General features: G+C 65.7%; 20 protein-coding genes. 11 read left to right on the top strand and 9 right to left on the bottom strand.

All coding sequences use genetic code 11. The features are described from left to right. The first annotated feature begins 1 nt into the window (after position 1). From ACSQ1X_RS20820 to ACSQ1X_RS20805, 4 genes are all read left to right on the top strand, one after another. Positions 2-973, top strand: coding sequence for an ABC transporter permease (locus ACSQ1X_RS20820; protein WP_436059125.1), 972 nt, complete (start codon positions 2-4; stop codon positions 971-973). Further along, positions 970-3,252, top strand: coding sequence for a dipeptide ABC transporter ATP-binding protein (locus ACSQ1X_RS20815; protein WP_436059124.1), 2,283 nt, complete (start codon positions 970-972; stop codon positions 3,250-3,252). The genes ACSQ1X_RS20820 and ACSQ1X_RS20815 overlap by 4 nt, the downstream gene beginning before the upstream one ends. Positions 3,253-3,305: 53 nt before the next feature. Further along, entirely contained in the window at positions 3,306-5,015 is a 1,710-nt protein-coding gene (locus tag ACSQ1X_RS20810) for an ABC transporter family substrate-binding protein (RefSeq protein ID WP_436059123.1), read from the top strand. Positions 5,016-5,136: 121 nt separating this feature from the next. After that, on the top strand, positions 5,137-6,225 hold the full coding sequence (locus tag ACSQ1X_RS20805; protein WP_436059122.1) for a Gfo/Idh/MocA family protein: 1,089 nt from the start codon (positions 5,137-5,139) through the stop codon (positions 6,223-6,225). A 106-nt stretch (positions 6,226-6,331) separates the two neighbouring features. Here ACSQ1X_RS20805 and ald read toward each other — a convergent pair whose 3' ends face one another. After that, positions 6,332-7,450 carry an alanine dehydrogenase gene (gene ald, locus ACSQ1X_RS20800; RefSeq protein ID WP_436059121.1) on the bottom strand — a complete coding sequence of 373 codons (1,119 nt, stop codon included), beginning with the start codon at positions 7,448-7,450 and terminating at the stop codon, positions 6,332-6,334. Positions 7,451-7,686: 236 nt separating this feature from the next. Here ald and ACSQ1X_RS20795 point away from each other — a divergent pair, with 236 nt between their 5' ends. Then, entirely contained in the window at positions 7,687-8,907 is a 1,221-nt protein-coding gene (locus ACSQ1X_RS20795; protein ID WP_055799858.1) for a helix-turn-helix domain-containing protein, read from the top strand. A 42-nt stretch (positions 8,908-8,949) separates the two neighbouring features. On the opposite strand, the gene ACSQ1X_RS20790 is transcribed toward ACSQ1X_RS20795, so the two are convergent. The 5 genes from ACSQ1X_RS20790 to ptsP form a co-directional block, all read right to left on the bottom strand. Further along, a complete protein-coding gene (locus tag ACSQ1X_RS20790) occupies positions 8,950-10,299 on the bottom strand; it encodes an FAD-binding protein (protein ID WP_436059120.1) in 1,350 nt (449 codons plus the stop codon). A 148-nt stretch (positions 10,300-10,447) separates the two neighbouring features. Then, positions 10,448-10,648, bottom strand: a complete 201-nt coding sequence (locus ACSQ1X_RS20785; RefSeq protein WP_436059119.1) for a hypothetical protein — start codon at positions 10,646-10,648, stop codon at positions 10,448-10,450. 98 nt (positions 10,649-10,746) lie between these two features. Beyond that, positions 10,747-11,142 (bottom strand): helix-turn-helix domain-containing protein, encoded by a 396-nt coding sequence (locus tag ACSQ1X_RS20780; RefSeq protein ID WP_028271475.1) that lies wholly within the window; start codon positions 11,140-11,142, stop codon positions 10,747-10,749. A 60-nt stretch (positions 11,143-11,202) separates the two neighbouring features. Then, positions 11,203-11,481 carry an HPr family phosphocarrier protein gene (locus ACSQ1X_RS20775; protein ID WP_028271476.1) on the bottom strand — a complete coding sequence of 93 codons (279 nt, stop codon included), beginning with the start codon at positions 11,479-11,481 and terminating at the stop codon, positions 11,203-11,205. Positions 11,482-11,518: 37 nt separating this feature from the next. Then, positions 11,519-13,204, bottom strand: coding sequence for a phosphoenolpyruvate--protein phosphotransferase (ptsP, locus tag ACSQ1X_RS20770; RefSeq protein ID WP_436059118.1), 1,686 nt, complete (start codon positions 13,202-13,204; stop codon positions 11,519-11,521). Between the two features lie 163 nt (positions 13,205-13,367). Here ptsP and ACSQ1X_RS20765 point away from each other — a divergent pair, with 163 nt between their 5' ends. The 4 genes from ACSQ1X_RS20765 (at position 13,368) to ACSQ1X_RS20750 (ending at position 17,967) form a co-directional block, all read left to right on the top strand. After that, positions 13,368-14,093: a TetR/AcrR family transcriptional regulator gene (locus ACSQ1X_RS20765; protein WP_055799851.1), complete on the top strand. Its 726-nt coding sequence runs from the start codon at positions 13,368-13,370 to the stop codon at positions 14,091-14,093. A 58-nt stretch (positions 14,094-14,151) separates the two neighbouring features. Further along, positions 14,152-16,113, top strand: a complete 1,962-nt coding sequence (locus ACSQ1X_RS20760) for a PTS mannitol transporter subunit IICBA (protein ID WP_436059117.1) — start codon at positions 14,152-14,154, stop codon at positions 16,111-16,113. After that, complete coding sequence (locus ACSQ1X_RS20755; protein WP_436059116.1) at positions 16,113-17,267, top strand: mannitol-1-phosphate 5-dehydrogenase; 1,155 nt, start codon at positions 16,113-16,115, stop codon at positions 17,265-17,267. The genes ACSQ1X_RS20760 and ACSQ1X_RS20755 overlap by 1 nt, the downstream gene beginning before the upstream one ends. Before the next feature lie 178 nt (positions 17,268-17,445). Beyond that, positions 17,446-17,967, top strand: coding sequence for an N-acetyltransferase family protein (locus ACSQ1X_RS20750; RefSeq protein WP_436059115.1), 522 nt, complete (start codon positions 17,446-17,448; stop codon positions 17,965-17,967). A gap of 112 nt (positions 17,968-18,079) precedes the next feature. Here the strand turns inward: ACSQ1X_RS20750 and ACSQ1X_RS20745 are convergent, their stop codons facing one another. The 3 genes from ACSQ1X_RS20745 to rraA form a co-directional block, all read right to left on the bottom strand. Further along, positions 18,080-19,519: a sugar porter family MFS transporter gene (locus ACSQ1X_RS20745; protein WP_436059114.1), complete on the bottom strand. Its 1,440-nt coding sequence runs from the start codon at positions 19,517-19,519 to the stop codon at positions 18,080-18,082. Positions 19,520-19,831: 312 nt separating this feature from the next. Continuing rightward, on the bottom strand, positions 19,832-21,484 hold the full coding sequence (locus tag ACSQ1X_RS20740; RefSeq protein ID WP_436059113.1) for an MDR family MFS transporter: 1,653 nt from the start codon (positions 21,482-21,484) through the stop codon (positions 19,832-19,834). A 108-nt stretch (positions 21,485-21,592) separates the two neighbouring features. Then, positions 21,593-22,129 carry a ribonuclease E activity regulator RraA gene (gene rraA / locus ACSQ1X_RS20735; protein WP_436059112.1) on the bottom strand — a complete coding sequence of 179 codons (537 nt, stop codon included), beginning with the start codon at positions 22,127-22,129 and terminating at the stop codon, positions 21,593-21,595. Positions 22,130-22,228: 99 nt separating this feature from the next. On the opposite strand from rraA, the gene ACSQ1X_RS20730 reads away from it, so the two are divergent. Together ACSQ1X_RS20730 and ACSQ1X_RS20725 are read left to right on the top strand one after the other, a co-directional pair. Then, the gene (locus ACSQ1X_RS20730; protein WP_436059111.1) at positions 22,229-23,530 is read left to right on the top strand and encodes an MFS transporter; all 1,302 of its coding nucleotides are present in this window, start codon (positions 22,229-22,231) and stop codon (positions 23,528-23,530) included. A 151-nt stretch (positions 23,531-23,681) separates the two neighbouring features. Continuing rightward, entirely contained in the window at positions 23,682-24,257 is a 576-nt protein-coding gene (locus ACSQ1X_RS20725) for a TetR/AcrR family transcriptional regulator (RefSeq protein WP_436059110.1), read from the top strand. Positions 24,258-24,375: the final 118 nt, after the last annotated feature.

Here is a 24,375-nt window from a genome sequence, read left to right as displayed (position 1 = left end):
CATGACCAACCTGAACGCGATCGACCCCGCCGCCGTTGCCGAGGAAGCAAGGATAGAGAACGACGACGTCGTGATCGCCAAGTCCGCGATCATCCTGCGGCGCTTCCTGCGGAACAAGACAGCCGTGGCCGGCCTGGTCATCTTCCTCGCCCTCACGGTCTTCTCCTTCGTGGGCGGTTTCCTCTCCCCCTGGGACAAGGAAACCATCGACCCCTTCAACATCGGCATGCCGCCGTCCGGAGAACACCTCCTGGGTACGTCCCAGGCCGGCATCGACCTCTACGCCCTGATGGTTGAAGGCACCCGGATCTCCATCCTCATCGGCCTGGTGGTCGGCCTGGTCTCGGTGCTGATCGCCGCCGTCTACGGCTGCACCATGGCCTACTTCGGCGGCAAAGTGGACAAGGTCATGCTCTTCGTCCTCGAGGCCCTCATCATGATGCCGGCACTGCTGGTGGTGGCAGTCGCCACCAGCGGCGGCGGCAACGGGCTCCGGGAGAACCTGCCCAGCTGGCTGCTGCTGATCATCGTGCTCCTGGTCTTCAGCTGGATGGGCACCGCCCGCCTGATCCGCTCCCTTTCGATGTCGCTCATGCAGCGGGACTTCGTCAAGGCCGCCCAGTACATGGGCATCCCGGCCCGCCGGATCGTCTGGCGGCACCTGGTCCCCAACATCGGATCGCTGCTGGTCCTGGACGTCACCCGCGGCGTCACCGGCGCCATCCTGGCCGAAGTCGCGTTCTCCTTCATCGGCATCGGCATCAAGGTCCCTGATGTCAGCCTGGGCGTCCTCATCAACCAGGCAACCTCCCAGGTCCAGACGTTCCCGTGGATGTTCTGGGTTCCGCTCGTGGTGATGTTCCTGCTGACCGGTTCGCTGGCCATGATGAATGACGGCCTGCGCGATGCCTTCGATCCCAGCTCCAGCTCCGTTGGCAGCGCCAAGAAGACTGCAGGGAAGAGGAACAAATGAGCCGCGAAACCACCGCCAGCACAGAGCGCCCCGCCGATTCCGTGGCGGAGCGCCTGCACGTCGCCGGGCTGCATGCCGCAGGTGATGCCCCGGCGGGCGCCGTCCTCTCCGTCCGGGACCTGAACGTCCGGTTCAACTCGGAGAACGGCGTGGTCCACGCCGTCCGCGGCGTCGACTTCGACCTCCTGCCGGGCAAGACGCTCGGCATCGTGGGCGAGTCCGGTTCGGGCAAATCCGTGACCTCCCTGGCCATCATGGGCCTGCTGCCCACCACCGCCGAAATCAGCGGGTCAGTGAGGTTGAACGGCAAGGAACTGCTGGGACTCAGCGACAAGGCCATGTGCCGGTACCGCGGCAACGACATCGCCATGGTCTTCCAGGACCCGCTCTCCTCCCTGACCCCGGTATACACGGTGGGCCACCAGATCATCGAGGCACTAACGGTCCACCACCCGAAGATGAGCAAACAGGCCAAGGATGCCCGCGCCGTCGAACTTCTCGGCATGGTGGGCATCCCCAGCCCGAAGGACCGCCTGAAGGCGTTCCCGCACGAGTTTTCCGGCGGCATGCGCCAGCGCGTCATGATCGCGATCGCGATCGCCAACAACCCGCGGGTGCTCATCGCGGATGAGCCGACGACGGCGCTGGACGTCACCATCCAGGCGCAGGTCCTTGAGGTGCTGCACACAGCGCAGGAGGAGACCGGGGCCGCCGTCGTGATGATTACGCACGATCTTGGCGTGGTGGCCGGGATGGCGGACGACATCATGGTGATGTACGCGGGAAAGCCGGTGGAGACCGGCAGCGTGGACGACATCTACTACAGCCCGCGGATGCCATACACCATGGGACTGCTGGGTGCGGTGCCGCGCGTGGACATTGCGGAAAAGGCCTCCCTGGTGCCCATCGAGGGCATCCCGCCGAACCTGATCCACGAGCCCACCGGATGCTCCTTCGCCCCGCGCTGCCCGCTCGTGAGCGACTCCTGCCTGCAGGGGGAACCGGAGCTGTGGCCGGTCAGCGGCCCGAGGGGAGCGGGAAACGGCATTGCCGGCAGCGGCGCCCACAAGGCGGCCTGCATCAAGACCGACTCACTGGGTGCCGAAGTGGATGTCCACGAGATCTTCCACGCCCCGGCCGTACCGGTCTCCCGTTTCGATGCCGTCCCGCGGCTTGAGCGCAGGAAAGTCCTGGAACTGAGGGACGTCAGGAAGCACTTCCCGCTCCTGAAGGGCTCGCTCATCAAGCGCCGGATCGGAACCGTGAAGGCCGTGGACGGGCTGAGCTTCGATATCCGCGAGGGCGAATGTTTCTCCATCGTGGGTGAATCCGGCTGCGGGAAAACCACCACGCTGCTGGAAATCATGGAGTTCCACAAGGACCAGGACGGCGAGGTGACCATCGGCGGGCTGAGCAACAAGGCGGCCTCCGACGCCAGGACGAAAACCGCCATGCGCAAGGAACTCCAGATGGTGTTCCAGGATCCCACCGGGGCACTGGACCCGCGCTTCACCGTCTTTGAGGTCCTGTCCGAGCCGCTCGAAAACGCCGGCATGGACAAGCCCGCGATCCGGAAGCGGATCATGGAACTGATGGAACTGGTGGGCCTCCAGCCGGACCACGTCAACCGGTTCCCCAACCAGTTCTCCGGCGGCCAGCGGCAGCGCATCGGTATCGCCCGCGCGCTTGCCGTGAACCCCAAGCTGGTGGTCCTCGACGAACCCGTGTCCGCCCTGGACGTCTCCGTTCAAGCCGGCGTGATCAACCTCCTGGACAAGCTCCGCGCTGAACTCGGCCTGAGCTACCTCATGGTGGCCCACGACCTGTCCGTGGTGCGGCACATCTCCAACCGGGTGGCAGTGATGTACCTGGGCAAGATCGTGGAAATTGGCGACGTGGACAACGTGTTCGACAACCCGCGCCACCCCTACACCCGGGCACTCCTGTCCGCGATCCCGGTGCCCGACCCGCAGCTGGAACGAACCCGCGAACGCATCATCCTGCAAGGAGACCTCCCATCGCCGCTTGATGCGCCAAAGGGCTGCAACTTCGCCACCCGCTGCCCGGTGTTTGCCGCGCTCCCCGCGGCGAAGCAGGAAAAATGCCTCACCCTAGAGCCGCCGCTGGAACCGGTCGCTTCTCCGCAGACCGCGTCTCCGCAGGCGTCCCCGGCCGGGGCGGCTCGGGCGTTAGCCCAGGACGCCGACCAACAGTTCGCCTGCTTCTTCCCGGACGGTGAACTCGACGCGGAAATGCTAGTTGTCCACGACAGCCCCTAACTTGTCCGATCCCCAAAGCACCAACTCTCGCACCAAAAAATGAAGGGAAAACAATGAAGAATCTGACCAAGATTGGCGGGGTGGCCGCTGTAGCGGCAGCGCTCGCGCTCACCGGCTGTGGCGGAGGCGGGACTCCCAAGGGTCCCGACGCAGGCAAGGGCCAGGACGCCGGCAGTGACCTCACCAAGCTGATCAGCATAAACGCCAAGGATGCCAAGGACCTGGAACCCGGCGGCACCGTGACGCTTCCGCTGGGCAACATCGGTCCGGACTTCAACGGCTTCTCCAACAACGGCAACAGCGCGGACAACACCGCACTGCACCGCCCCATCGACCAGGCCGGCACCTGGGGCTGCTGGAACTTCGACTTCGACGGTACGGCGACTCCGAACAAGGACTTCTGCGAGGACGTCAAGAGCGAAGTCAAGGACGGCAAGCAGACCATCACCATCAAGGTGAACGAGAAAGCCGCGTACAACGACGGCACGCCGATCGACGTCAAGGCCTTCCAGAACACCTGGAACATGCTCAAGGGCGAAAACAAGGACATCGACATCGTCAGCTCCGGCGCCTACGAGTTCGTTGACTCCGTCAAGGCCGGTTCCAGTGACAAGGAAGTGGTGGTCACCACCACCCAGCCCGTCTACCCGCTGGATGCCCTCTTCACCGGACTGATCCACCCGGCCGTGAACACTCCCGAGATCTTCAACACCGGTTTCACCGGCGACATGCACCCGGAGTGGATGGCAGGACCCTTCAAGCTGGACAAGTACGACAGCGCCGCCAAGACTGTGACCCTGGCGCAGAACGACAAATGGTGGGGCACCAAGCCCGTCCTCGACAAGGTGGTGTTCCGCCAGCTGGAGAGCAGCGCCGCTATCGCCGCCTTCAAGAACGGCGAGATTGACGGCGTTTCCGCGAACACCATCACCCCGTACAAGCAGCTGGACGGCACCAAGGATTCCGAGATCCGCCGCGGCCAGCGGCTGTTCGCCGGCGGCCTGAACCTCAACGCGCAGAAGGCTCCGCTCACGGACGTCGCCATCCGTAAGGCAATCTTCACCGCCGTAGACCGCGAAGCCCTGCGCAAGGTCCGCTTCAACGGGCTGAACTGGGAAGAAACCAGCTCCGGTTCCATGATGCTGCTGCCGTTCTCCAAGTACTACCAGGACAACTACCCGGCCACGGAATCCGGTGCAGAGGCAGCCAAGAAGGTGCTGACCGATGCCGGCTACAAGCCCAATGCCGCGGGCATCATGGAGAAGGACGGCGTTCCGGCCGCCTTCAAGATCAGCAACTTCGGTGACGACCCCACCACCCTGGCGTTCGTGCAGACCCTGCAGAAGCAGCTCCAGGCCGGCGGCATGGACGTGGGAATCGACCAGCGCGCCTCTGCCGACTTCGGCAAGGTCCTGGGCAGCCGCGACTTCTTCCTGAGCGTCTCCGGCTACACCGTGGGTGCTGACGCAACGGACGCCGTCAAGCAGTTCTACGACTCCAAAACCAACGAGAACGAACTGGGCGACGCCGAGCTGGATGCCGAGATCAAGGCACTCAGCAGCATTGAGGACAACGCCGAGCGCAACAAGGCAGCCATGGAAGTTGAAAAGAAGCACATGGCCAAGTACTTCTCCATGGGCGTCGTGATGAACGGGCCGCAGATCTCCTTCGTCCGCACCGGCCTGGCCAACTACGGCCCGTCCCTGTTCAAGAGCCTGTCCCAGGTTCCGGACTGGACCACCCTCGGCTGGGAAAAGAAGTAACAGCAGCCTGACTGTACTGACGCCGGGGGCCGGCATCCCCGTGATCTGTTCATACGAACTCTTCACGCGGGGTGCCGGCCTTCGCCGTCCCCTCCGAGCGTGCGGGGGTAGCGTTGGAACCATGAGCACAGAAGCAACCCCCGACACCGGCCCGAGCAAGCGCGCGATCCGGACGGCGGTCGCCGGCTTCGGCCTGTCCGGCCGCGTGTTCCACGCGCCGCTGATCGCCGCCAATCCGTCATATTCGCTGGACGTTATTTCAACGTCCGACGCCGGCCGGCAGGCCGATGCGTCCGGCAGCTACCCTGCCGCACGGCTCGTAAACACCCCGGCCGACATCCTGGCGCTGGCCGATGACCTTGACCTGATGGTCCTCGGGACGCCGCCGGCCACCCACTACCCGCTGGCGAAGGCCGCGCTGGAGGCGGGACTCGACGTCGTCGTTGACAAGCCCTTTGCGGTGCGCAGCGCCGAGGGGCAGGAACTCCTGGAGCTTGCCGCCCGGCTGGGGCGGGTGCTGACCGTGTTCCAGAACCGCCGGTGGGACGGCGACTACCTGACGGTGAAGGGCTTGCTGGAAGGCGGCGTGCTGGGCAGCGTGACCCGGTTCGAGTCGCGGTTCGAACGCTGGTCCCCGGAGGTCTCGAAGGCCTGGAAAGCGGAAGCCACGGCGGACGACGGCGGCGGGGTGCTCTTCGACCTCGGAACCCACCTCATCGACCAATCGCTGCAGCTGTTCGGCCCGGCGACGGTGGCGCACGCGGAACTCCGCGCCCGGCGGCCGGGCGAAAAGACCGACGATGACGTGTTCGTGGCCCTGCAACATGATTCGGGTGTGGTCAGCCACCTCTGGATGAACATGCTCTGCGCCCAGCAGGGACCCCGTTACCGGCTCCTGGGCTCCGAGGGCGGCTTCACCAAGCACGGCATCGATCCGCAGGAGCCGTACATTGTGGCCGGCGGCAGCCCGCTCGACCCCGAATACGGCGTCGAGGACAAGGACTGGGCGGGGCTCCTGGGCCGCGACGGCCACCTGGACCGCCTGCCCACCGAACGCGGCGCCTACCCGGAGTTTTACCGGCTACTCGCGGACAAGATCCACGACGGCGGCACCGGCTCGCCCCTGCCGTTGCCAGTAGACCCTGCAGGCCCCATCGAGGTCCTGAAATTAATAGAAAAGGCACGCGAACTGGCGACGCATAGAGCTTAACCAAAACTGCGCTGAACGACAGACATCCGGCAGCGTGCGTCTAAGCGACGAAGGAGCGAGCACGCCGAGGATGTGTGTCGTCCAGCGCAGCGGGACGAACTAAGGACTATGCAGAGACCAGTTCGTGCCAGTCGGCTACGAGCGGCAGGTTGTGCGCTTCGGAGACCGAGTGGTGCGCCACGTGGCCGGCGGCAATGTTGAGGCCGGCGGCCAGTGCGGGGTCCTTCTCGAACGCGGCCTTTACCCCGAGGTTGGCGAGGGCCACGCCGTAGCGCAGGGTCACGTTCGTGAGTGCGTACGTGGACGTGTTGGGAACGGCCCCGGGCATGTTGGCCACGCAGTAGAAGATGGTGTTGTGGACCTTGTACGTGGGTTCCTGGTGCGTGGTGGGGTGGGTGTCTTCGAAGCAGCCGCCCTGGTCCACAGCGATGTCCACGAGGACGGAGCCGGGCTTCATCCGGGACACGAGTTCGTTGGTGACCAGCTTGGGTGCCTTGGCCCCCGGGATCAGCACCGAGCCGATCACGAGATCGGCGTCCACCACGGACTTTTCGATCTCGTACTTGTTGGACGCCACGGTCTTGAGCCGGCCCTGGTACTGGGCGTCGAGTTCGCGGAGGCGGTTGATGTTGATGTCCAGGATGGTGACGTCGGCGCCGAGGCCCAGGGCCATGGCGGCGGCGTTGGTGCCGGCCACGCCCGCACCGAGCACAACGACCTTGGCCGGGCGGACGCCCGGGACGCCGCCGAGCAGGACGCCCTTGCCGCCGGCGGGTGCCATCAGCGAGGTAGCGCCGACCTGGACGGACAGGCGGCCGGCCACTTCTGACATCGGGGCCAGGAGGGGCAGGGTGCGGCCTTCCTGGACGGTCTCGTAGGCGATCGCGGTGACGCCCGAGTTGATGAGCTCGCGGGTCAGTTCCGGCTCGGCGGCCAGGTGGAGGTAGGTGAAGAGGATCAGGCCCTTGCGGAAGCGGTGGTATTCCGCTGCAATGGGCTCCTTGACCTTCATGACCATGTCAGCGCGGGCCCACACGTCATCTGCTTCGATGACGATTTCGGCGCCGGCGATGGCGTATTCCTCGTCAGTGATTCCGGAGCCCAGGCCTGCGCCGCGTTCCACCAGCACGGTGTGGCCGTGGGTGCGGAATTCGTGGACTCCGGCGGCGGTGATGGCCACGCGGAATTCGTTGTTCTTAATCTCTTTGGGGACGCCGATGATCATTTCTTGGGCTCCATCGTTGGTGGGCTTTGTGGGCCGGACGTGCGGGGGAATCTGGTACTTCCAGAATAAATCCGCATGTGAGGTAGCCGACACGACGCCGTCGTTCGGATAAGGCAACTTCCGCTTGTTTCAAGGGTTTTCCCCCTCGCTGCCTAGACATCTGTCGAGCGGTGAAGCGTCAGGTGTCGCCTGGTGTCCGTTCACGTTCCGGCGGCGCCGGGCAGTAAGGTGGCACCATGCACCAGCAGGATGTGGAACAGCTCGTTGAGCAGGTGGCCGAGAAGCTCGGCCGTGGACTTTCGCTGGAGGATCTCGACGGCGTCCTGCTCGCCTACAGCTCCAACCAGTCGCACGCGGACCGCGTCCGCGTGAACTTCCTGCTCAGTAAGCGCGTGCCGGCGGATGTAAAGGCGTGGCAGCTCTCGCACGGGATCGCGACGGCGGTGCGTCCCGTCGTCGTCCCCGCCAATGAGGAGCTGGGCATGCTCGGACGCGTCTGCGTCCCGCTGCTGGTGCGCGGCTTCCGCGTGGGCTACCTGTGGGTGCAGCAGGACATCGAAGACCAAAGCGCGACGGCGATCCTCACCCAGCTGCCCGGCGTCCGGGACGAACTGGAGCTGCTGTCCGGACTTCTCCTGGAGTCGAACACCGCCGAATCGGAATTCAGGCGCCGCAGGGAGCAGGAGTTCCTGAGCGCATGCCGGGGCGAAGCCAACGCGGTGGCCGCCGTGGGCGGGTGGAAGGAAGTGCAGGGGCGCGGTCCGTGGCAGCTGGTCACCGTGCTCGACGCCGACGGCTGGGCGGAGGGATCCGATCCCATCGCCTCAACCCTGATCCATCGCTCCGCGGCGCTGCAGGCCACCATTGGCGTGGACGCGGCGCTGTTCAGCGCAGGCACGGAAACACACGCGGTGGTCCTGTTCCGGGAATCCACCGGGCGTGCGGCCCACGCGCAGGTGCTGGTGCACTACCAGCTTGAACTCGCCAAACGGTCCGGCCGGCCGGTGCGCCGGATCATCCTCGGCACGAGCGAAGGCTTCGCCAAGCCGCGCGAACTGGCGGACGCGTATGCCCAGTCCAGGCAGGCTGCCCAGGCCGCCGCCGTGGACCCCCAGCTGGGCGAGCTGGTGGACTGCCGGGCCACGGGCGTCTACCAGCTGCTGGCTTCGGCCGGGGGTGGCGCCGGGGCATGGGCCGACGCCGGCTCCGTCTACTCGCGCATCCTCGAAGACCACGACCGCAACGGCGAGCTGCTCCCCGTCCTGGAACTTTTGTACGACAACGACGGGTCCGTGCAGGACGTCGCCACCAAGCTGCACCTGCACCGGAGCAGCATCTACAACAGGCTTGGCCGCATCCGGCAGGTACTCGGCGTGGATCCGCTGAAAGGCATGGTCCGGCTGGAACTCCACGCGGCGCTCAAGGCACGCCGCTGGTCCGGACGGCCCCGGATTTAGCCGACTACGGATGTGGACGAGCGCCAGTCCAGCTCCCACGCACTACCCGCCGAAGACCTTCCGCGCCAGGAAGTCGTTGCGGAATTTGTGCTCCGGGTCCATCCGCTCGGCAAGGTCCTTGAAGTCGGCGAAGCGCGGGTACAGCCGTGCGAGCGAATCGGCGCCCGCATGGAACAGCTTGCCCCAGTGCGGCCGGGCGCTGAACGGTGCCAGTGCCTCCTCCATCACCGGGAGTACCACCTCCACTTCGGCCTGCCGCTGCTTCCAGGTGAAGTGGAACCCCACTGAATCATGGCCGTAAGCCGTGCTGAGCCAGAGCCTGTCGGCTGCCACGGTGCGGATTTCGGAGACGAGCAGCAGCGGCGTGATCCGGTCCGAGAGGGCGCGCAGTTCCGCAATGGCGGCAACGGCGTCCTCGCGGCGGACAAAGAACTCGCTCTGGAGTTCCTCGCCGCTGCTGGGCGTGAACGCCATCCGGAAGTGCGCAAGGCGCTCCGACCATGGCCCGGGGACTCCGAGCTGTTCTGTGCAGTTTTCGGCCGAGACCCCGGGCAGCGGGTGCCTGGCAACCGTGGTGCGCGTGCCACCGAAGAACGTGCCGCCGCGGTGCGCCGGCAGGCCAACTCCGGCCGCATCAGGACCCGACACGCGGCTCTTCAGCCAGGCCTGCGGGAGGGCGTCCCCGCTCCAGTCCGTAAACAGGCTGACGCTGTAGGCGCTGGAGGTGGCGGCGTCGAAATTTTCCAGCACCATCTCCCACGGAAGCGCTTCAAAGACGTCCTGCCGGACCATGAACGTGGGTTCGATGTCCAGGGTCACCTTGGTGACCACGCCCAGTGCGCCGAGGCCCACGACGGCGCCGTCAAAGTCGGGCGAGTCGCCCCGGCTGAGTTGGTGGACGGTTCCGTCCGCTGCCACGATTTCCAGCGCGGCGACGGAGGCTGCCAGGTTTCCGTTGGCATCCCCGGAGCCGTGGGTAGCGGTTGCGATGGCGCCGGCCACGGAGATGTGCGGAAGGGAGGCGAGGTTGGGCAGTGCAAAGCCGTTTCTCTCCAGCTTTTCCGCGAGCGTGCCGTAGCGGGTCCCGCCGGATACCGTGACGGTGCGCGTGGCGGCGTCGATGCGTATGCCCGGGTCCAGGTCTTCCAGGGAAATCAGGGATCCGGGGGAGTCGGCGATGTCGTTGAAGGAGTGCCGGGAGCCGAGTGCGCGGACCTTCGCGGCGCCAGCCACCACGTCCTGGACTTCCTCGAGAGTGCGGGGGCGGTGGATGGCAGCCGCCGTGTAGCGGTAATTGCCGGCCCAGTTCAGTTCGGGCGCGGCGCCGCGGGTCATGGTGGAGCTGACTGTGTGGCTGTCCAGTCCGGGCAGTTCGCTGGCCTCAGTGCGCATCGCATCCCTTTCGCGCCGGACCAACGTCCATCGGCGGTTGTGTTATCGCTAACAATTCTGGTGAGAGGGCCAGCCCGGTGTCAATGGCCATCCACCGTTCAGACGTGGGCTGGAATGCGGCACGGGGTTTGGCCACTACGCCCGGCTGTTACGACCCGCCGTCGCGCTCGGCAGCTTCGCGGCGGCGGCGGGCAAGGTGGCTTTCCAGGCCCTTGGAGACCGCAACGAAGGCCACGCAGCTCGCCGTAAAAGCGGCCGTGTCATTCAGTCCCATGACCCTTCCGAGGGCGGCAGTCAGCAGCATGGCGGCGAACCCCGCCACAATATGCCACCCTCTGAACTTACCCACGAATAAAGGGTAACCCCGGCCTTTGCGGCGTTTTGGCGAAGAACGGGGATCGTTGCTTGATCCTTATCACTGCTTCACAAATTGCGTCCGGCGCTACATCAAACCCGCTCGTCGGGGCCGGCCGCCTTGGCCTTCTTCTGCGTTTCCAGCCATTCCATGACGGCCGCAAGCCTGATCCGCCGGTGCGTGCCGCGGTACTCGACGGGAATTTCCCCGCGGTCCGTCATATTGCGAAGGTACGTGTGCGAAATCCCGGCGAGTTCAGCGGCCTGGGATGTGGTCAGCATTTCCTCAACGCTGCTGACCGTGACGGCTTCGCCGCGGCTGAAGCGGCTCAGGAGATCCACGACGGCGTCCCGCGCCTGGGGCGGCAGCCGGTGGACCGTGCCGTCCACGAACACCGTGATGTCGTGGCTGTCGTTAAGGGCGTGCTTCAGCTTCAGGGCTTCATCGCCGGGGAGCCCGGCGGTCACGCGGGGAGCAATCAGTGCCATGCGGAAATCCTAGCGCCCCCGCGCGAGCCGGCTTGTAAGGTGATCCGGGAACCGGCGGCGCTATTCGGCGTCGAGGTCCGTCTCCAGGAGCGCGACCAAAGAATCCAGCGCCTGGTCCGCGCCGTCGCCGTCGGCCCGCAGCACCACGACGTCCCCCTTGGCCGCCCCCAGCGTCATGAGCGAAAGGATGCTGGCGGCGTCGAGGGCTTCGTCCGCCGGCTCACCCTGCATGGAAATGGTGACGTCGACGCCGGCATTGCCGGCCGCCTCGGCGAAGAGCGCGGCCGGGCGGGCGTGCAGGCCGGAGCGGCTGGCGATGGTTGCGGTACGTTCTGGCATTGCTTCTCCTGAAGGGGTTATGGGTGGGCGGCGGCCGTTAGAGGCCGAGTTCGTTGAGGACGGGCAGCTTTTCGCGCACCCAGGCCCGGGCTTCGGTGGCGCTCGGTGCGGACAGCGCCAGTTTGGCCAGGTCCTGCGCTTCGGCCAGCGTGACGGTCTTGAGCACGGCGGCCACGGCCGCCAGGGAGCGTGCGGTCATGGACAGTGTGGTGACTCCCAGCCCGGTCAGCACGACGGCGAGGGCGGGATCCGCTGCCGCTTCGCCGCAGACGCCCACGGGTTTGTTGTGGCCTTCGGCGCGCGAGCCTTCCACGGTAAGGCCGACGAGGCGCAGCACGGCGGGCTGCCAGGGAGTGTTCAGTGCGGCCAGCGGGCCGAGCTGCCGGTCGGCGGCCATGGCGTACTGCGTGAGGTCGTTCGTGCCGAGGCTGGCGAAGCCCACCTCGCGCAGGATGGCTTCGGCGGTCAGTGCGGCAGAGGGGACCTCCACCATCACGCCGGGTGTCTTGATCCCGGCGTCGGCGCACATGGAGGCAAAGCGCGCGGCCTCTTCCGCCGTGGAGATCATCGGGGCCATGACCCACACGTCAGCTTCGGACTGCTTCTCGGCCAGGGCGATGGCTTCCAGCTGGCGGTCCAGGACGCCGGGCGTGGTGAAGTCCGTGCGGTAGCCGCGGACGCCCAGGGCGGGGTTGGGCTCGGTGGAGTCGGTCAGGAACGGCAGCGGCTTGTCGGCGCCGGCATCGAGCGTCCGCAGGACAACCTTCTTGCCCGGGAACGCATCGAAGACGCTCTTATAGGCCGCGGCCTGCTCTTCCACGGAGGGCTCGGTGTCCCGTTCCAGGAAGCAGAATTCGGTGCGGAAGAGTCCTACGCCCTGCGCGCCCAGTTTCGCGGCCGCTTCGGCATCCTTGCCGCCGCCGACGTTGGCGAGGAGGGGCACCAGGTGCCCGTCCGCCGTCGCACCCGTGCCGCTGAATTCGGCGAGCAGGGACGCGGTGGCCGCCCATGCCTCCGCCGCGGCACGCAGGGATTCGTCGGGCTCGGCCGTGATGGTGCCGGCCGCGCCGTCCACATAGACTTCCATGCCGTCCGGGAGTTGGTCCACACCGACTGCCGCCACAACGGCCGGCAGGCCAAGCGAGCGGGCGATGATGGCTGTATGCGACTGGGGTCCGCCGCCCGCCGTGACGAGTGCCAGCACCTTGTTCGGGTCCAGGGTGGCGGTGTCGGCCGGCGCCAGGTCTTCGGCCACTAGGACGAACGGCGTGTTGGAGGCGGGGATTCCGGGGGCGGGCACGCCGCGCAGCTCGGCGACGATCCGGGCCCGCACGTCCAGGACGTCGGTGGCGCGCTCGGCCATGTAGCCGCCCAGGTTGTGAAGCATTTCAGAAACGGAGGAGCCGGACTCCCAGATGGCGCGCTCACTCGAGACGCCGCGGGCAACCAGCTTGGCCGCGCCCTTGATCAGCATGGTGTCCTTGGCCATCAGTGCCGTGGCTTCCAGGACTGCCTTGCCGTCACCCGTGGCGTGGGCGGCGCGTGCCTTCAGTTCGTCGTGCACAGCCTGGGACGCCGTCTTGAGGGCGGCGGTGGCGTCCTCGGCCGTGACTCCTGCGGGCAATTGCTCTCCCGCGGGCGGTTCGCTGATGGGCTTGGGCATTTGGCGGATGGTGCCGATGATGCGGCCGGGGCTGACGCCTACTCCTGGGAAGTTCTGCACTGAAGGTCCTCATTCTCTGCCGGTAAGCAGGCCCCGCCGTTCGTTTGCCCGGGCGGATGCCCGGACCGTCGCAACGGCTACGTCGGACGGCGTTTGCGGTGCCTGAAAAAATTGTATGTGATGCACTTCATATAGCGTTGCTATAGGTGCTAGGGTAGCGGTTATGAGTTTCGATGGCCAGCTTCCGCCCAAAGTTCGGCTGCTGCGTGCAGCCGCCGAGCTGCTGGCAAATTCGGCGGGCGGGGCCGTTTCAACCCGCCAGATCACCCAGCTGGCAGGCGTCTCAGCTCCCACTCTGTATCACCACTTCGGTGACAAGGAAGGGCTGTTCGACGCCGTCGTCGCGGCGGGTTTCGAAGAGTACGTGGCCGGAGAACGCGACTTCGCGCCGTCCGGACATCCGCTGGAAGACATCCGGCGGATGTGGGACAACCACGTCCAGTTCGGGCTGAACCAGCCGGAACTGTATTTGGTCATGTTTGGCAATATTCGTCCTGAGAGCCGTCCGGCCATCGTTGCCGATGCCGAGGCCCTCATGGAGGAAATGCTGAACAAAGCTGCAGTGGCAGGGCAGCTCAACGTTCAGCCACGTGAGGCAGCCAGAAGCATTCTGGCGGCCAACGTGGGTGTGACGCTCATGCTGATTGCGGAGCCTGCCGCGGAACGCAACCTTGAACTATCCACCATGACCCGCGACGCCATGATTTTCGCGGTGTCCGCGGAGCAGGCCAGCGGCACTCCGGAAGACTCCGGGAAGTCGTCGGTCGTGGTGGCAGCAATCGCCCTGAACGCCGCTCTTCAGGCGTCGCACTCGGATCAGCTCTCCAGCTCGGAACTCAAGCTCTTTCTCGAATGGCTCCACCGGATCTCCACCAGTTCCACCAGCTAAGTCGTCGAAAATATCGGACCATCCTGCGGTGCAGCAGGAATCACGGTTAGGAAATCACATGGCAACAGAGACAGTTGCAAAACCCCGTACCAGCCTGCGGGTTGGCGTCCAGAAATTCGGGACGTTCCTGTCCGGAATGATCATGCCCAACATCGGCGCCTTCATCGCCTGGGGCATCGTCACGGCCTTCTTCATTCCGGCAGGCTTCACTCCCAATGAGGAACTGGCCAAGCTTGTTGGCCCGATGATCACCTACCTGCTTCCGCTTCTCATCGGCTACACCGGCGGCCGCATGGTCCACGGCGTCCGAGGCGGCGTTGTTGGCGCTGCCGCGACCATGGGTGTGATCGTCGGTACGGACATCCCCATGTTCATCGGCGCCATGATCATGGGCCCGCTGACCGCATGGATCATGAAGAAGCTGGACAAGGTCTGGGAAGGCCGGGTCAAGCCGGGCTTTGAGATGTTGATCGACAACTTCACCGCAGGCATCGTGGCAGCGGCGCTGGCCATCTTCGGCATGCTTGTGATCGGTCCGGTGGTGAAGGCCTTCAGCAACGGCGCCAGCGCCGTCGTCGAATGGCTCGTCACCAACGGGCTGCTGCCGTTCACCAGCATCTTCATCGAGCCGGCCAAGGTGCTGTTCCTGAACAACGCCGTCAACCACGGCATCCTGACGCCCCTCGGCACGGAACAGGCCCTGCAAAACGGCAAGTCCATCCTGTTCCTGCTCGAAGCCAACCCCGGCCCCGGCGTGGGCATCCTGCTTGCCTACATGATCTTCGGCAAGGGCCTGGCCAAGGCGTCAGCCCCCGGCGCCGCCCTGATCCAGTTCGTCGGCGGCATCCACGAAATCTACTTCCCATTCGTGCTGATGAAGCCCATCATCATCCTCGCCGCAATCGGCGGCGGCATGACCGGCATCTTCACGCTGGTGCTCACCGGCGCCGGCCTGCGCTCCCCGGCAGCCCCGGGCAGCATCCTCGCCGTCTTCGCCGCGACCGCCAGCGACAGCTACTTCGGGGTTGCACTGTCCGTCCTGCTCGCCGCCACAGTGTCCTTCCTCATCGCCTCGGTGATCCTGAAGGCCAGCAAGACTCCCGTCGGTGAAACCGAGGAGGACAGCCTGGGCGCCGCCACCTCCCGGATGGAAGCCATGAAGGGCAAGAAGAGCTCCATCTCCTCGACCCTGACCGGTGCGGGGGCAACCACCACCGTGATGGCAGGACCCATCAAGAACATCGTGTTTGCCTGCGACGCCGGCATGGGCTCGAGTGCCATGGGCGCTTCGGTGCTGCGGAACAAGATCAAGGCGGCCGGCTTCCCCGACGTCAAGGTCACCAACTCCGCGATTGCCAACCTGAGCGACACCTACGACGTGGTCATCACCCACCAGGACCTGACCGAACGGGCCAAGCCGGCTACAGCCAGCGCCGTGCACGTATCCGTGGACAACTTCATGAACAGCCCCCGATACGACGAGATCGTGGAGCTGGTCAAGAGCAGCAACACCGAAGGAACGGCTGACGCAGCTGCGGCGCCAGTTGCCGCGGCCGCCGCCCCGGCAGCTGCTGAAGCCGCACCGCCGTCGGACATCCTGGTGGCCGACAGCGTGATCCTCAACGGCACGGCCACCACCCGTGACGCCGCCATCGACGAAGCGGGCCGGCTGCTGCTGGACCGCGGCGCCGTGGACAGCGGCTACATCGATGCGATGCACGAACGTGAGGAATCCGTGTCCACCTACATGGGCAGCTTCCTGGCCATTCCGCACGGCACCAACGCCGCCAAGGACCACATCATGAAGTCCGCGGTTTCGGTGATCCGTTACCCGAACGGCATCGACTGGAACGGCAAGGAGGTCAAGTTCGTGGTGGGCGTTGCCGGCATCAACAACGAGCACCTGCAGATCCTGTCTTCCATCGCGAAGGTCTTCACCAACAAGGCGCAGGTGGCACAGCTTGAGGCGGCCACCACGGTGGACGAAGTGCTGGAACTGTTCGGAAAGGTCAACGCATAGTGAAGGCTGTTCATTTTGGGGCCGGGAACATCGGCCGGGGCTTTGTGGGCCTGCTGCTGCACCAGGCAGGCTACGAGCTCGTGTTCGCCGACGTCGCGGAGGAGCTGATCTCGCAGCTCGCCGCCGCGGACAGCTATGACGTCCACGAAGTGGGGGACAACCCCACGGTCCGTACCGTGGACAACTTCCGGGCGCTCAACTCGGGAACCCAGGAGGCGGACGTCGTGGCGGAAATCGCGACGGCGGATGTGGTCACCACCGCTGTGGGACCGCACATCCTGAAGTTCGTGGCGCCGGTGATTGCCAAGGGCATCGCCGCCAGGGCAGCAGGGCTGGCTCCGCTGCAGGTGATGGCGTGCGAGAACGCCATCAACGCCACCGACATCCTGCGGGACGAAGTCGCGGCGCAGTGGGACGCCGCCGCCGGACCGCTCGAGGCCGCGGCCGTGTTTGCCAACACGGCCGTTGACCGGATCGTCCCCAACCAGGAGCCGGGCAAGGGCCTGGATGTCACGGTGGAGACGTTCTATGAGTGGGTCATCGACCGCACGCCCTTCGGGGAGAATGTGCCGGTCATTCCGGGTGCCACGTTTGTGGACAACCTGGAGCCGTACATTGAGCGGAAGCTGTTCACGGTCAATACCGGCCACGCATCAGCTGCCTACTTCGGGTTCGAGGCAGGGCTCGGCAAGATCTCCGAGGCGATGGCGGACCAGGACGTCGCCGCCGACGTGCGCGCCGTCCTGGACGAAACCAAAGAGCTGCTGATCCACAAGCACGGCTTCAACCGCGAGGAGCAGGAAGCCTACGTCGAGAAGATCCTTGGCCGGTTCACCAACCCGCACCTGCCGGATACCGTGAATCGGGTGGGGCGGGCGCCGCTGCGCAAACTCAGCCGGCACGAGCGGTTCATCGGCCCGGCGGCGGAGCTGGCCGAACGCGGAATCGTGCCCGAGGCGCTGCTGGGGGCCATTGCGGCTGCGCTGCGCTTCAACGACCCCGCAGACGCCGAAGCTGCCGAGCTGGCGCAGATCGTCGCATCGTCCACGGCTGCGGAAGCCACGGAAAAGGTGACCGGTCTGACCGCCGATCACCCGCTCTTCGCGGCTGTGGAGGCCCTGGTGGAAGAGGTCAAGGCGGAAGCCAAGGTTTAGGGCCAGCATCACCTCCCAGCGCCGACCCTCACTCACTTTCCGTCGGTTTTTCGGCGACCCTCTCTCAGATCCGGTCCGGTTTTCGCAGACGCTCTCTCACCTCTGAACGCCAGGTGAGAGAGCGTCTGTGGTTTCCGCGCGAAAGGTGAGAGAGCATTGGCTGTGGCAGGCTGGGCGGGTGACTTCAGAGCAACATGACCCGCCCGCCCTGCTCACCCTCGACGTCGACGGCGGGACCTTCCGCCTTCGCCACGCCACACAGGCAGACCTGCCCCAAATACTCGGGCTCCTGGCGGACGACCAGTTGGGCGCAACCCGCGAGGACATTTCGGAGATGGCTCCGTACGAGCGTGCCTTCGAGGCGATCGACGGCGATCCTGCCCACCTTCTGGTCGTTGGCGAGCTCGTGGAGACGGGGGCGCAGGCCGGGGCAGTTGTCGCCACGTTCCAGCTGAGCTTTCTCCCCGGCCTCTCCCGCCGCGGTGCCTGGCGCAGCCAGCTCGAAGCCGTCAGGGTGTCAGCGCGACTGCGTGGCCTCGGTATCGGGGCCGCCATGGTCCTCTGGGCCGCGGAGGAGTCACGCGGCCGGGGTTGCGCCCTGATGCAGCTCACCACCGACAAGTCGCGCAAGGACGCCCACCGCTTCTACGAACGCCTGGGGTTCGCCGCCAGCCATGAGGGCATGAAACTCACGCTCTAGTTCCGGGCGAAGATACAGATAAGGCCCGCGTTCTCCATGAACGTGGGCCTTATCTGTCCGCTCGCGCGGTGTGCCGAGCTCGGTGCCGGCGCTTTTGTACGGAGGTCGGAGCCTAGACCTTGACGGTCCCCTTCGGCACGAACAGCGTCTCCGCCTGCTCCAGGGACATGCCGTTGGTCTCCGGCACCTTGAACATGACGAAGAAGAACGATGCCGCCGCGAACAGGGCGTACATGGCGTACGTGAGCGGCAGCGAACCTGCCGCCATTACGGGGAAGCTCAGTGTGATGGCGAAGTTGGCGATCCACTGTGCTGCCGCGGCGAGGCCAAGGGCGCGGGCGCGGATCCGGGACGGGAAGATCTCTCCCAGCAGAACCCACACCAGCGGGCCCCAGGAGGCGCCGAAGCTGATCACAAAGACGTTCGCGGCCACCAGGGCAACGGGTCCCCAGGCGCCGGGCAGTGAAATCTCTTCGCCCGAGCCGGTGGCTGAGGCGAAGGCCAGGGCCATGGCACCCAGCGAAACCGCCATGCCCACGGATCCCGCCAGCAGGATGGGGCGCCGGCCGATCCGGTCCACTAGCGCGATGGCCACCAGCGTGACCAGGATGTTGGTGACGGACGTGGCCACGGAGATGGTGAGCGAGTCCTTCTCCTGGAAGCCCACGGCCTTCCACAGCGTGGTGGAGTAGTAGAAGATCACGTTGATGCCGACGAACTGCTGCAGCACGGACAGGGTGATGCCGATCCACACCACGGCCTGCAGTCCGAACACCTTGCCGCGGAGCGAGCCCTTCTGGCCTGCGAGCTTGTCTTCCTCGATGGCGGACTGGATTTCGCGGATGTGGCGGTCGGTGTCCTCGGACGGGGCGATGGTCTGGAACACCTTGCGTGCCTCGTCCTCCTTGCCCTTAAAGACCAGGAAGCGCGGGGATTCCGGCAGGGTGTACGCGATCCAGCCGTACACAACCGCGGGCACGGCGCCGGCGAGGAACATCCACCGCCACGCGTCGATGCCGAGCCAGAGCGGCTCATCCGCGCCGCCGGCTGAATTGGCGAACACGGCGTCGGAGAGCAAGGCGGCAAAAATACCGGTGGTGATGGCAAGCTGCTGGAGCGATGCGAGCCTGCCGCGGACGTGCCGGGGCGAGATCTCGGAGATGTACGCCGGTGCAATGACCGAGGCCAGGCCGATGCCGAGCCCGCCCACCAGTCGCCAGAAGATCAGGTCCCAGACGCCGAACGCGAAGCCGGTGCCGGCGGCGCTCACCAGGAACAGGATGGCGCCGAGCTTCATGGCGGGAATGCGGCCGTACTTGTCGGCCACCTTGCCCGCAAGGTAGGCGCCGGCGGCACAGCCCAAGAGGGCGACGGCCACGGCGAAGCCGGTGACGGCCTCGCTCAGGGCGAATTCGCACTTGATGGCGTCTACGGCGCCGTTGACAACGGAGGAATCGAAGCCGAAGAGGAACCCTCCCACTGCTCCCGCGGTTGCGAGGCCGATCACCTTGCGGGGAACGCCAGGGCGGCCTTCAGTGCTGGATGTGGACATGGATCTCCCTTGGGCTTTTGACGCGTTGGGTTTTGGCTGTGCGGACATCGTTGACCACGGAACCGGCCCTGTTGGCCGGCGCACACGCGCTAAACAGTGTGCCACTTCACGCTGTGAGGTTCCACTTCGGGAAGGAGGGACGACTACGGCGGGTGTTTCCGCCGTCGTCGTGTCCCGGTCTGACTCCGGCGCGTCAGGCAGCGCAGGCTTTTGCCGGGCCAGGCGCCGTGTTGTCCCGGATTTCCGGGGAAACGAAACGGCAGGCAGTCCAAAAGACTGCCTGCCGTGACGTATTCAACGGACGCGAGGTGGTTAGTGTGCGGCCACCGCTTCCTTCGAAGCAGCCTTCGGGTCCGTCAGCTTTTTGTTCGGCAGCGCGAAGCTGATCAGGAAGGCTATGCCGGTGAGTACTGCGGCGGTGAGCATCACGGCGTCGATCGACTGCGCGAAGCCCTCGGTGATGGGCCGGGTGAGCACGGGATTGGCGGTGTGCAGCCAGCTCGTGTCGTTGAGGGAATCGTTGGTGGCCCCGTTCTGGAAGAACTCGTAGAGCTTGGCGTTGGCGGGGTCGGCGGCAACAGCGGGATCCTTCAGGACTTTCAGGTAGTCGGCGTTCTGCAGGGCGTCCTTCATGCCCGTGGCGATGCGGTCCGCGGCCATGCTGAACAGCATGGAGATGAAGACAGCGGTGCCCACGGCGCCGCCCATCGACCGGAAGAACGCGGCGGAGGAGGTGCCCACGCCCATGTCCTTCGGCGGGACGGAAACCTGCATGGCCAGCGTGAGCGGCTGCATGCAGAAGCCCAGGCCCAGTCCGAAGAACACGGCGATGACGCCCGGAACCCAGAGCCCGGTGTCGACGCCCAGCGAGAAGCCCATAACGACGGCGGCTGCGGTCAGCACGGCCGTCCCCATGACGGGGAAGATCCGGTAGGTGCCCGACGCCGAGATGGTCCGCCCGGCGGTGATGGAGCCGGTGAGGATGCCCACGGTGAAGGTGATCATCATCAGGCCGGCCTCGGTGGGGGTGAGGCCCTTGACCAGCTGGAGGTACATCGGGAGCATGGCGATGGCGCCGAACATGCCGATGCCGATGATGAAGTTCAGCAGCGAGGACAGGCCGAACGTGAGGTTCCGGAACAGGCGGAGCGGAATCAGGGCGTAGTCGCCGGCGCGCTTCTCGGCCAGCAGGAACGCGACGATGCCCACGACGCCCAGCCCGATGCACAGGAGGGAAGCCGCCGAGGTCCAGCCCCAGCTGCGGCCCTGTTCGGCCACCAGGAGCAGCGGAACGATGGCCAGCGTAATGGCGGCCGCACCCCAGTAGTCAATCTTCTGCTTGACGTGCTTGGCAGGCAGGTGCAGGTAGAGGAACACCACGGCCAGCGCGGCGAGGCCGATGGGCAGGTTGATGAAGAACACCCAGCGCCAGCCGTCGAAGCCCAGGATGTTGGCGGACCCGGCGAAGGCGCCGCCCACCACCGGGCCGAGGACGGAGGAGATGCCGAAGACGGACATGAAGTAGCCCTGGAACTTGGCCCGGTCCTTCAGTGCCACAATGTCGCCGATGATGGTCAGCGCGAGGGCCAGCAGGCCGCCGGCACCCATGCCCTGGATGCCGCGGGCGATGGCCAGCTCGGTCATGGAATGCACCGACCCGGCGTACAGGGAGCCGGCCAGGAAGATCACGATCGCGGCCAGGTAGAGCGGCCGCCGTCCGAAGATGTCGCTGAGCTTGCCGTACAGCGGGGTGCTCACCGTGGAGGTGATGAGGTACGCGGTGGTGGCCCAGGCCTGCAGGGAGAGCCCGTCGAGGTCGTTGGCGATGGTGTAGATCGATGTGGACACGATGGTCTGGTCCAGCGAGGAAAGGAACATGCCGAGCATAAGACCCACCATCACTGTGATGGTCTGACGTTTCGTCAGGACGTCCCCGGCTACGGGCCCGGCGGCGGTTTTGGACATGACTGCTCCATATACAAAGAAAAGGGAATCAAGCGTGATAGTTGCTTTCAGTAACTATCTTACTTTGAGATTTGTTCCCCTGCCCCGCCGAAATGAGGAATTAACTTTTCAGCGCTCCACCAGGATTCCGTCCGGGTCGCACCAGATCATGGCGCCCGGGCGCACCGCGACGCCGTCGATCTCCAGTTCCACATCCGTTTCGCCGGCGCCTTCCTTCGCGCTCTTGCGCGGATTGCTGCCCAGCGCCTTGACGCCGAGCGGCAGGTCGGCCAGGACCTCACGGTCGCGGACTGCCCCGTTGATGACGACGCCGGCCCAGCCGTTGGCGACCGCGCTCGCCGCGATCATGTCCCCCATCAGGGCCGTTCGCAGGGATCCGGCGCCGTCCACCACCAGCACGGCACCCTCGCCCGGAGTTCCCAGGGTGGACTTCACGAGGGCGTTGTCCTCAAGGCACCGGATGGTGCGGACCGGTCCGCTGAAGTGGGAGAGTCCGCCCAGCGACTGGAACTGCAGCGCGATGGAATCGAGTTCCTCGCCCCGTTCGTCGTAGAGGTCTGCCGTGTTGATGCTGCGGCTCGCGATGAGGCCTGCCTTGCCTGCCGTGTCGCGGCTTTCGGGGGTGTCTGCGGGGGAAGCGGTCATTGGTCCTCCTTGGAACTGGCTGTGGACAACCCGCGTGCGGGCTGTGATGCCCACGATAGTCTGATTCGACATCTATCATCAGTTCCTTGGGGAGCCGCAATGAGCCTTTCCGATCTGCCGGGGCACGTCCCGGATCCTTCCGCCGCTGCCGCATCCCCGGGGGGACGTACGACGGCGGCGCTCGCCGAACCGGAGCGCAGGGTCACCGCGCGGTGGGTGACGGGACTTGTGCTGGTCAATGTCGGGATCAACGCCGCCTTCTTTGGCCCCATCAACGTGTTCATCGGCCAGCAGGCGATCAGCATCGACGCGCCCAGCAAGGAAGCCATCCTGTCCCTCGTGACCAGCGCCGGCGCGGCGGTTTCGTTGGTCGCGAACCCGCTCTTCGGGGCCTTGTCCGACCGCACGGTCTCTGGCTTCGGCAGGCGCGCCCCGTGGGTTCTGGCGGGCGCGATCCTGGGCACTGCTGCGCTGCTGGCCATGTCCGGCGCGACGGCCGTGGCATTGATGGTCCTTTTCTGGTGCCTGGTCCAGTTCGGTGCCAACGCAGCCTACGCAGCCATTACGGCGGCGGTCCCGGACCGCGTGCCGGTGCCGCAGCGGGCCACCGTCGGCGGCCTGGCAGCGATGGGCCAGACGGTGGGCATACTTCTCGGCGCCGTTTTCGGTGCCGTCGTCTCAGGAAACTACATGGTGGGGTACTGGCTTTGCGCCGCAGCGCTCCTGCTGTCCATCCTGCCCTACCTGTTTCACCGGAATGATCCCGTGTTGCCACGTTCCGACCGCCCGCCGTTCCAGTGGAAATCCTTCGCCAGGGGCTTCTGGATCAGCCCTGCCCGGCACCCTGATTTCGCCTGGGCCTGGGTGACCCGCTTCCTGATGAACGTCGGAAACCAGCTGACCATCGTGTACCTTCTGTTCTTCCTCCGGGACATCATCGGGTACGAGGAACCGGCGCTCGGAGTGCTGATCCTCACCGGAATCTACGCGGCAATGGTGATGATCACGGCGGTGCTGGCAGGGCCATGGAGCGACCGGGTGGGCAAACGCAAACCGTTCGTTATCGGGTCTTCGGTCACCATCGCCATGGCAGCACTGATCATGGCCTTTTTTCCGGTCTGGCCGGGCGCCCTGGCCGGGGCCGCAGTGCTGGGCATCGGCTTCGGGGCGTACCTGGCGGTGGACTTCGCGCTGCTGACACAGGTGCTCCCGCAAGCGGCGGACCGTGGCAAGGACATGGGGGTCATCAACGTTGCCAGTTCCCTGCCGCAGGTGTTCGCGCCGGCGATCGCCTTCCTGTCCATCCAGTACTTTGGCGGCTACGTCACGCTGTTTTCCGCGGCCGCAGTGATCGGCCTGCTGGGCGCGGTGTTCGTGGTGAAGATCAAGGGAGTGGCCTGAAGTCAACCGCTCCGCGGCGCCGCAGCGGAGCACACCGTTTTGACTAATAAGCGCCAAGAACGGTGCCGTATAGTGGACTCGAATTGCTGCGGCAGTGCTCTGATGGGGATCGCCTGACCGCTGTACGAAACCCACTCCCGGAACGCTGCTGATGCTTGAACTCAATTCAGATCTTCCCCCCATGGCTGCGCCGCCGACCCTGCCCAGACAGCAGATCCGCTATGCCCGGATCCTGGACGCCGCCGCCGGATTTGCCCGGAAAGGGCTGGATTCCGTGAGCCTGTCCGAGGTCGCGGACAAGGCGAACGTTCCGCTGGGTACCCTTTACCGGTATTTTCCGTCCCCCACTCACCTGATGCTGGGGCTCTACCGGAAGCAGTTGGGCGAACTGCAGGTGGGAAGCTGGCCGGAGTCGGACGGAAGCCGCCTGCACTCCCTGGCGGGGGTGGTGATGGAGATTTTTCACATGCGGCTGATGCAGCCGGCGGTGGAGCAGTGCCTGAGCAAGGGCGTCTACCTGAAGGACAAGGACACCACGGTTCTCCTTCGGGAGATCGACGCCCTTGCCGAGCAGGCCGTGACGGTGGCAAGCGGCGACGCCTCCAAGTCCCGTGTGCTGTTGCTGACGGTCTCCGGCCTGGTGCAGGCGGTCCGCTGCCGCCGGCTGTCGCTGTTCGAGGCCGAGGAAGACCTGAAGAAAGCCTGCTCGCTTCTTACCCGGTGCTAGTTCACGAGGGGCCCGTGGGGAGAGCGTTCTCCAGTAGCGACGCGTAACTGGCCTAGACCAATACGAGGCTTTTGGTGGCATATTCCTGTGACGTGGATCACGTAAACCAGTGAATAAA

The sequence above is a fragment of the Arthrobacter sp. LjRoot78 genome, assembly GCF_964254335.1.
Lineage (GTDB): Bacteria > Actinomycetota > Actinomycetes > Actinomycetales > Micrococcaceae > Arthrobacter.
Note: the sequence above shows the minus strand (reverse complement) of the source record. Positions and strands in the feature narration are given on the sequence as shown.

Excerpts from the sequence above, each read along its gene's own strand:
- ACSQ1X_RS20760 (WP_436059117.1), top strand. The coding sequence starts at position 14,152 with ATGGCAACAGAGACAGTTGCAAAACCCCGTACCAGCCTGCGGGTTGGC.
- ACSQ1X_RS20740 (WP_436059113.1), bottom strand. The coding sequence starts at position 21,484 with ATGTCCAAAACCGCCGCCGGGCCCGTAGCCGGGGACGTCCTGACGAAA.
- rraA (WP_436059112.1), bottom strand. The coding sequence starts at position 22,129 with ATGACCGCTTCCCCCGCAGACACCCCCGAAAGCCGCGACACGGCAGGC.
- ACSQ1X_RS20805 (WP_436059122.1), top strand. The coding sequence starts at position 5,137 with ATGAGCACAGAAGCAACCCCCGACACCGGCCCGAGCAAGCGCGCGATC.
- ACSQ1X_RS20790 (WP_436059120.1), bottom strand. The coding sequence starts at position 10,299 with ATGCGCACTGAGGCCAGCGAACTGCCCGGACTGGACAGCCACACAGTC.
- ACSQ1X_RS20820 (WP_436059125.1), top strand. The coding sequence starts at position 2 with ATGACCAACCTGAACGCGATCGACCCCGCCGCCGTTGCCGAGGAAGCA.
- ACSQ1X_RS20775 (WP_028271476.1), bottom strand. The coding sequence starts at position 11,481 with ATGCCAGAACGTACCGCAACCATCGCCAGCCGCTCCGGCCTGCACGCC.
- ald (WP_436059121.1), bottom strand. The coding sequence starts at position 7,450 with ATGATCATCGGCGTCCCCAAAGAGATTAAGAACAACGAATTCCGCGTG.
- ACSQ1X_RS20780 (WP_028271475.1), bottom strand. The coding sequence starts at position 11,142 with ATGGCACTGATTGCTCCCCGCGTGACCGCCGGGCTCCCCGGCGATGAA.
- ACSQ1X_RS20730 (WP_436059111.1), top strand. The coding sequence starts at position 22,229 with ATGAGCCTTTCCGATCTGCCGGGGCACGTCCCGGATCCTTCCGCCGCT.
- ACSQ1X_RS20810 (WP_436059123.1), top strand. The coding sequence starts at position 3,306 with ATGAAGAATCTGACCAAGATTGGCGGGGTGGCCGCTGTAGCGGCAGCG.
- ACSQ1X_RS20815 (WP_436059124.1), top strand. The coding sequence starts at position 970 with ATGAGCCGCGAAACCACCGCCAGCACAGAGCGCCCCGCCGATTCCGTG.
- ACSQ1X_RS20795 (WP_055799858.1), top strand. The coding sequence starts at position 7,687 with ATGCACCAGCAGGATGTGGAACAGCTCGTTGAGCAGGTGGCCGAGAAG.
- ACSQ1X_RS20725 (WP_436059110.1), top strand. The coding sequence starts at position 23,682 with ATGCTTGAACTCAATTCAGATCTTCCCCCCATGGCTGCGCCGCCGACC.
- ACSQ1X_RS20765 (WP_055799851.1), top strand. The coding sequence starts at position 13,368 with ATGAGTTTCGATGGCCAGCTTCCGCCCAAAGTTCGGCTGCTGCGTGCA.
- ACSQ1X_RS20745 (WP_436059114.1), bottom strand. The coding sequence starts at position 19,519 with ATGTCCACATCCAGCACTGAAGGCCGCCCTGGCGTTCCCCGCAAGGTG.